Annotated in this window: 8 protein-coding genes and 1 other annotated feature; of the genes, 2 read left to right on the top strand and 6 right to left on the bottom strand. The window is 38.0% G+C overall.

Features of this window, described 5'->3' with window-relative positions; all coding sequences use genetic code 11:
* Positions 1 to 506: site-specific integrase (locus tag WMO75_RS18635; RefSeq protein ID WP_349078720.1), on the top strand; the 506-nt coding region annotated here is incomplete at its 5' end.
* 458 nt (positions 507 to 964) lie between these two features.
* Here the strand turns inward: WMO75_RS18635 and WMO75_RS18630 are convergent.
* The 6 genes from WMO75_RS18630 to asnB form a co-directional block, all read right to left on the bottom strand.
* Entirely contained in the window at positions 965 to 1,516 is a 552-nt protein-coding gene (locus WMO75_RS18630; protein ID WP_022387878.1) for a hypothetical protein, read from the bottom strand.
* Positions 1,517 to 1,537: 21 nt separating this feature from the next.
* Positions 1,538 to 1,777 carry a hypothetical protein gene (locus WMO75_RS18625; RefSeq protein WP_055065705.1) on the bottom strand — a complete coding sequence of 80 codons (240 nt, stop codon included), beginning with the start codon at positions 1,775 to 1,777 and terminating at the stop codon, positions 1,538 to 1,540.
* Complete coding sequence (locus tag WMO75_RS18620) at positions 1,770 to 2,285, bottom strand: hypothetical protein (RefSeq protein ID WP_117996891.1); 516 nt, start codon at positions 2,283 to 2,285, stop codon at positions 1,770 to 1,772. Before WMO75_RS18620 ends, WMO75_RS18625 begins: the two co-directional genes overlap by 8 nt.
* A gap of 13 nt (positions 2,286 to 2,298) precedes the next feature.
* Positions 2,299 to 2,419 (bottom strand) — a sequence feature (ribosomal protein L10 leader region).
* A 70-nt stretch (positions 2,420 to 2,489) separates the two neighbouring features.
* Positions 2,490 to 2,768, bottom strand: a complete 279-nt coding sequence (locus WMO75_RS18615) for a hypothetical protein (protein WP_270425729.1) — start codon at positions 2,766 to 2,768, stop codon at positions 2,490 to 2,492.
* 53 nt (positions 2,769 to 2,821) lie between these two features.
* Positions 2,822 to 3,133, bottom strand: coding sequence for a hypothetical protein (locus tag WMO75_RS18610; RefSeq protein WP_118699628.1), 312 nt, complete (start codon positions 3,131 to 3,133; stop codon positions 2,822 to 2,824).
* 136 nt (positions 3,134 to 3,269) lie between these two features.
* Complete coding sequence (gene asnB / locus WMO75_RS18605; protein ID WP_349078719.1) at positions 3,270 to 5,129, bottom strand: asparagine synthase (glutamine-hydrolyzing); 1,860 nt, start codon at positions 5,127 to 5,129, stop codon at positions 3,270 to 3,272.
* A 403-nt stretch (positions 5,130 to 5,532) separates the two neighbouring features.
* Here asnB and WMO75_RS18600 point away from each other — a divergent pair.
* On the top strand, positions 5,533 to 5,728 hold a 196-nt coding region (locus WMO75_RS18600), incomplete at its 3' end, for a hypothetical protein (protein ID WP_349078716.1).

Here is a 5,728-nt window from a genome sequence, read left to right as displayed (position 1 = left end):
GCGGACTGACAGTAGCTGATATTGATTTCAAGAATGAAGTTGTAATTATCGACCACCAGTTACTAAAGAGCAAGGAACAGGGCTATTATATTGAAACGCCTAAGACGAAAAGCGGAATAAGACAAGTGCCATTAAGTAGAGAAACAATACAGGCATTTCAACGAGTTATGAAGAAACGCCCAAAGGCAGAACCATTTGTGATAGACGGACAGAGCAATTTCTTATTTGTCAATCATAAAGGCAAGCCCAAAGTTGCGATTGATTACAACGCCTTATTTGTCCGTATGGTAAAGAAATATAACAAGCACCACAAGGACAATCCCTTGCCACATATCACACCGCATACGCTACGCCATACATTCTGCACAAAACTGGCAAGCAAGAACATGAACCCAAAAGATTTACAGTATATCATGGGACATTCAAACATTAGTATCACAATGAACTGGTACGCTCATGCGTCCATAGATACCGCAAAATCAGAGGTTCAGCGTCTAATCGCATAGAAGTATTTACCACGATTTTAACCACGATTGACAGGGAAAATATAAGAAGATAGACCTAGATATGCGAGGTTTACCACAAAAGCAAAATGCCCGTAGAGCCGATAAAATAAGGCTTTGCGGACATTTAGGAAGATATAAAAAGATAGTCAAAAAGACATATATAATTTTTCTAAATAAAACTCCCTCTATTTGTATTTTTTAGAAAAGATTTGCACGTCTAACTCATCACTGAAATAACGAGAATGCGACGCACAATTATTCAAGTCGTTGAGTCACTCTTGAAAGTAAAACCGTATTACACTTGTAAAAAAGGTCTGCCGCTTCTGCACTCAGATTTTTTAGCAAGTGTAATATTCTACATATTCCTGAACTCTCCTTATGGAGTAACATATCACTGATATGGACAAACAGATACCTTTCGACGATCAATCAGTCTATTAATTGTTTTAGTAGCAACATCAAATTGAATCAATTTCTTTATATAACTTTATTAATTGCCTAAGCAAATTTTCATATTCTTTTATTGTCTCATCCGAGTCAGACTCTTTTACTATATCCTTGTCATTTCGTAGATTAGAAATTTCAAATGGGTATTGGTTCAATAATTTGATTGTTTCTTTGCAATTTGGGATTAATTGATTTCTTTTATTATATGGAATCGCATTTATGCGCTCTCTCAAATTATGCCGCAGATTGTATGCAAGCCAGTCTGCCGTATCAAAAAAAGCACGATATTCATGTCCATATGCTTTCTCAAGATTTCCTTTGATATAAGAATAGTAATCGTATCCTTCCGGCACTTTTTTAGTTGTGCTAGCAAAAATCCTTACAATATGATCATATGCATCCCGGTGCTCTTTTAATGGCTGAATCAATGCATCCCCATTTTCTGATATTTCTTCGGCTGTAAGTAGATAAATTTTGGTTTTTTGATGTAATTGATATATCTTTTTCCACAACAGTCCAATCTCATCGTTTTGCATTAGATTAAAAACATTTTGTTCAGCCATTTAAAATACCCCGCTATTGAATTAATGAATTTTTAACTTTGACTCCTTTTCCCTCATTACCAGAAACGATTTTTCATCTAGAATACGGTCACCAAAAATCCGCCAGGATCCACGTCGCTTTATTCGGTACGCTTTAATAGTGGAGATTTGTCCGTTTTCACAGTCTCTTGAAAAATTTTTCCTATATTTAAAAGTTTCTACTATCCCCCATAGAGTTCCTGCAACTATAAAAAAAAGAAGTACTGCTACAGCTTCAATCATAATTATTCTCCTTATCATCCCAGTTGCATGCATCGTCACAATCGGACTGCATCCCAAGGTCTTTTGGTTCAATCACATTTCTTACACTACTACCTGCACTATATTTTTCTCTTCTGTAAATTATGCTAAGATGAACAAATATTTCTCTGTAAAGTAACAAAAGAATAAATCCAACAAATATACAGGATAGTAATATAACTCCTTTCCTAGATGCCACAGATTGCAATTGTGGATTTCCAAGGAAGCAAACTGCTGAAATCAAATCAATCAATGCAAGCAAAAACGTAATTCCCTGCAATAAATTCACTTGAAATACCTGTTTTTTCTTTGCAATCGAACACCCAGCATCATACATATTGTTAATTGCCTGCAATAATATCGTAATATAAAATGGTTTTATATCTGTCATGCTAAATCCACACACTAGTTCTATAAAAATGGTAGCCGTAAAAACCATAGTTTTTATCAGACATTCTAAATAGCTGTCCGTTGTAAGTTTTTCAATCACTCCATACCCTTCCTTCGTAATCAAAAAAAAGCAGAGCCATCCCTCCAAAAGGAACGAACTCTGCTAATATTACAATCCTCGGCAGGATATTATGCCAAAGCCCCTACTTTCTTCGGATTTCTTATGTTTAATTTCTAAAAAACATTTGTATAATCATAACATTATACACCTTGAAAAGCAAGCATCTTTTTAAATTTTCAAAAATCAGATGGTATCAATCAGATCACTTCCACTAGTAATCTGACTCCAGTGATTTTCACGTTTGTCCGCATTTTTCTCAAAGTATGGAAGTCGCGTTTCTTCCAGTTTCTCCAGACATGGGATGCTTCCATCCAGATACTTTTTGATTCTCCGGATGGTACTGTTAAGTCTGGTAATCACAGATCCAAGTTTCACATCCATCAGTTCATAACCAAAGGGCTTTGCTTCTGACATCCACAGGTCTTCTCTGAAAATTTTCATTTTTTCTAAATTATCTACGATTTCCGGAATTTCTTTTTCACAGATTTCTTTTAAAGCCGGTTTCTGGTTCTTATCTAAAATATTTTTATATGGACACCAAGATCTGCCTTATCGGTCAGCACTGCTGCCAGCTTTTCATAATAGGCAAATAGAGTAACATATTCCGGGGAATTCTCCTGGCAGATTTCCATCATCTTCTTTAATTTCTCATAGTAGGCACCTGTGCCAACGCCGCTCTCCACCACCTCCCGATCAAAAGTACCAGCCATTGGATCCTGGTACAAAAGATATTTAGATGGATTCTGCGCTTCCTGATTTGCCTTTCCATTTAAGAACAATGAGTCGAAAGCATCCAAAACCGTAAAATCTTTCAGATTTCCACCCACATACTCCTTAAACTCTTCCTCCAATAATCCGAAAGTTTCTATACAAACAAATAGAGTTTTATCATAAAAGCCCCAAATACCATTGTCAACGAATTTTTCGTATATTTATATTTTTACCGTCTCATAACCAACTCTCTCACTTCGAACATGTAGCAAAAAATCTATCATACCAGATAAGGAATGTCAAAACTGTCCAGATTTTACGGCTGTTATCTGCCTTTTTCTCTTTGTGCTCTTTCAGAAGTAAAAGAAGCTTATCTGTATGAAAAAACTCTTCTGCTTCTTTCGAGGTAAATAACTCCTTTACCATCTGATACCAGTCATCCTGCCGCAGCCACACACGGATTGGAATTGGAAAACCAAGTTTCTTACGTTCATCGGTTTCCTGTGGTATGAATTGAGAAACAGCTTTACGGAAAATATATTTGGTTGTACCCGCTGCAATCTTGGCTTCTTTTGGAAGCTTTGCTGCAAAGTCAAAAACTTCTTTATCCAGAAATGGTACTCTGACTTCCAATGAATGTGCCATGCTCATTTTATCTGCTTTCTGCAAAATATCGCCAGGAAGCCAGTAGCTCAGATCTACAGACTGCATTTTTTCCATGTCTTGAAGTGATCCTCTGTTTTCTGACTCAAGTTCTTCAAAAAATGGTCTTAAATATTCCTGTGTGGAAGGTCCTGTTACTTTATTTTTCAAAATCTGCGTTTTCTCTTTTTCACGGTAAATATATGCATTTCCGATGAAACGTTCTTCCACTTTCATTCCTGCACGGATAAGGAAATCCCGTCCCTTCACATCCGGCAGCTTTGCAGCCAGTTTTCCAATTACACGTCTGACACCAAATGGAATCCAGGCAATTTTTTTCAATGATTCCGGTTCTCTGTAAATATTATATCCACCGAAAAGCTCGTCTGCTCCTTCTCCGGAAAGAACAACCTTGACATGACCTGCAGCCTCTTTTGAGAGAAAATAGAGTGCAACGGCGGAAGCATCCCCAAGGGGCTCATCCATATGATACATAACATCTGGAAGGGCATCCCAGAATTCCTGCTTGGATATGATTTTCACATGGTGTTTCAAACCTGCTTTTTCTGCCACTTTGGCAGCTTTGTTTACTTCACTATATCGGTCTCCCTCATCGAATCCCACTGTAAATGCCTGATCTGCGCCAGAGGAAGAAGCCAGAAAACCGGAATCCACTCCCCCGGATAAAAACGCGCCGACTTCCACATCACTTAACATATGGTGCTCCACTGAATCTTTTAAATTCTCTGCAAGCTGATTCCGCAGCTGCTCCATATTCGTCTTACGGTCCCATTGGACTGGTGCAAGCTTTGTTTTGAAATAAGTCTTTATCTCATAGTTTCCGTTTTTATATAAAAGCATATGACCTGGCATAAGCTTATAAATCCCCCTGAAAAAAGTTTCTTCCAGAGGGGAATATTGAAATGACAAATACTGCTCCAGTGCCTTCTGATTTACTTTCCTTTCATAGCCTGGAAATGCAAGGATACTCTTAATTTCAGAAGCAAATACAAAGTGTCCATCTATTTCGGCATAGTACACAGGCTTAATTCCGAAGAAATCCCTTGCAAGCATCAAACTCTGCTCCTGTTCATTCCATACAGCAAACCCAAACATTCCCCTGAGCTTATTCAGTGCCTTCTCCCCATACAGCTGAATAGTATTTATCAGAACCTCCGTGTCAGAATGGGTACAGAAAGAAATGCCGAAAGCCTCAAGTTCTGCCCGCAGTTCCTTATAATCATAGATTTCTCCATTAAAAACAATATGAAGGTTTCCGTCCGCACTTTCCATAGGCTGCTGCCCATCTTCTAAATCAATAATACTAAGTCTTCGAAAGCCCAGCGTAATCTTCTCCCTGCAAAAAGAGCCCTCACTATCCGGGCCCCTATGCTCAATGGCTTTCATCATCCTTTCAATTACTGTCTTCTGATCCTGTCTGTAACCTGTAAATCCACAGATTCCGCACATTTTATCCTCCGTATCTATTTGATGTAGTTTATACGCTGCAGCAACTTTTTTATCACAAGTGAATCCCACATGGTCACATCGTAATCATAGTGGTCTGTGAGTCTGCGCCTCAGCTTGTGTTCTCCCTTTTTTTTCTACTTTTGTAGAAATCATCTCTAATTCTACATCTGCAGAATTAGAAAGTCAATCCCATTTTCTACAATTGTAGAATCTATGTCATATATTTGATTACCCGTCATGACATACCCCAATGACTCAGATCTTACAGATTTTCAAACGGTGTGAATGCCTCACTACTGATAAAATGAAAAGCCGGAAAAACGGTCTTTTGTTACAGAACCATTTTTCCGACTGTATGATTACCTATATTTAGTCAACTACCCATCACCTAAAGGTAATGGGCTTGGCAGACTTAGCCAAAAAGAACCGATATCAGTCCTGCAAAGACCTTGTATCGGTTCTTTTTGTATTTTCTCATTCTCTAATTATGGGAGGATTTTTCTGTATCACCGAAAAAACTTTTATTCCCGCACTTCAAGCCACTGGTCAATGTTCCCAAAATGTACCGCCTGCAGGTTATCTACATCAACCAGTTGCGG

The organism is Blautia intestinihominis (assembly GCF_040096655.1).
GTDB classification, from domain to species: domain Bacteria; phylum Bacillota; class Clostridia; order Lachnospirales; family Lachnospiraceae; genus Blautia_A; species Blautia_A intestinihominis.
The sequence above is the reverse complement of the archived record's forward strand: the minus strand, read 5'-3'. Positions and strand labels throughout refer to the sequence as shown.

Excerpts from the sequence above, each read along its gene's own strand:
- WMO75_RS18630 (WP_022387878.1), bottom strand. The coding sequence starts at position 1,516 with ATGGCTGAACAAAATGTTTTTAATCTAATGCAAAACGATGAGATTGGA.
- WMO75_RS18625 (WP_055065705.1), bottom strand. The coding sequence starts at position 1,777 with ATGATTGAAGCTGTAGCAGTACTTCTTTTTTTTATAGTTGCAGGAACT.
- asnB (WP_349078719.1), bottom strand. The coding sequence starts at position 5,129 with ATGTGCGGAATCTGTGGATTTACAGGTTACAGACAGGATCAGAAGACA.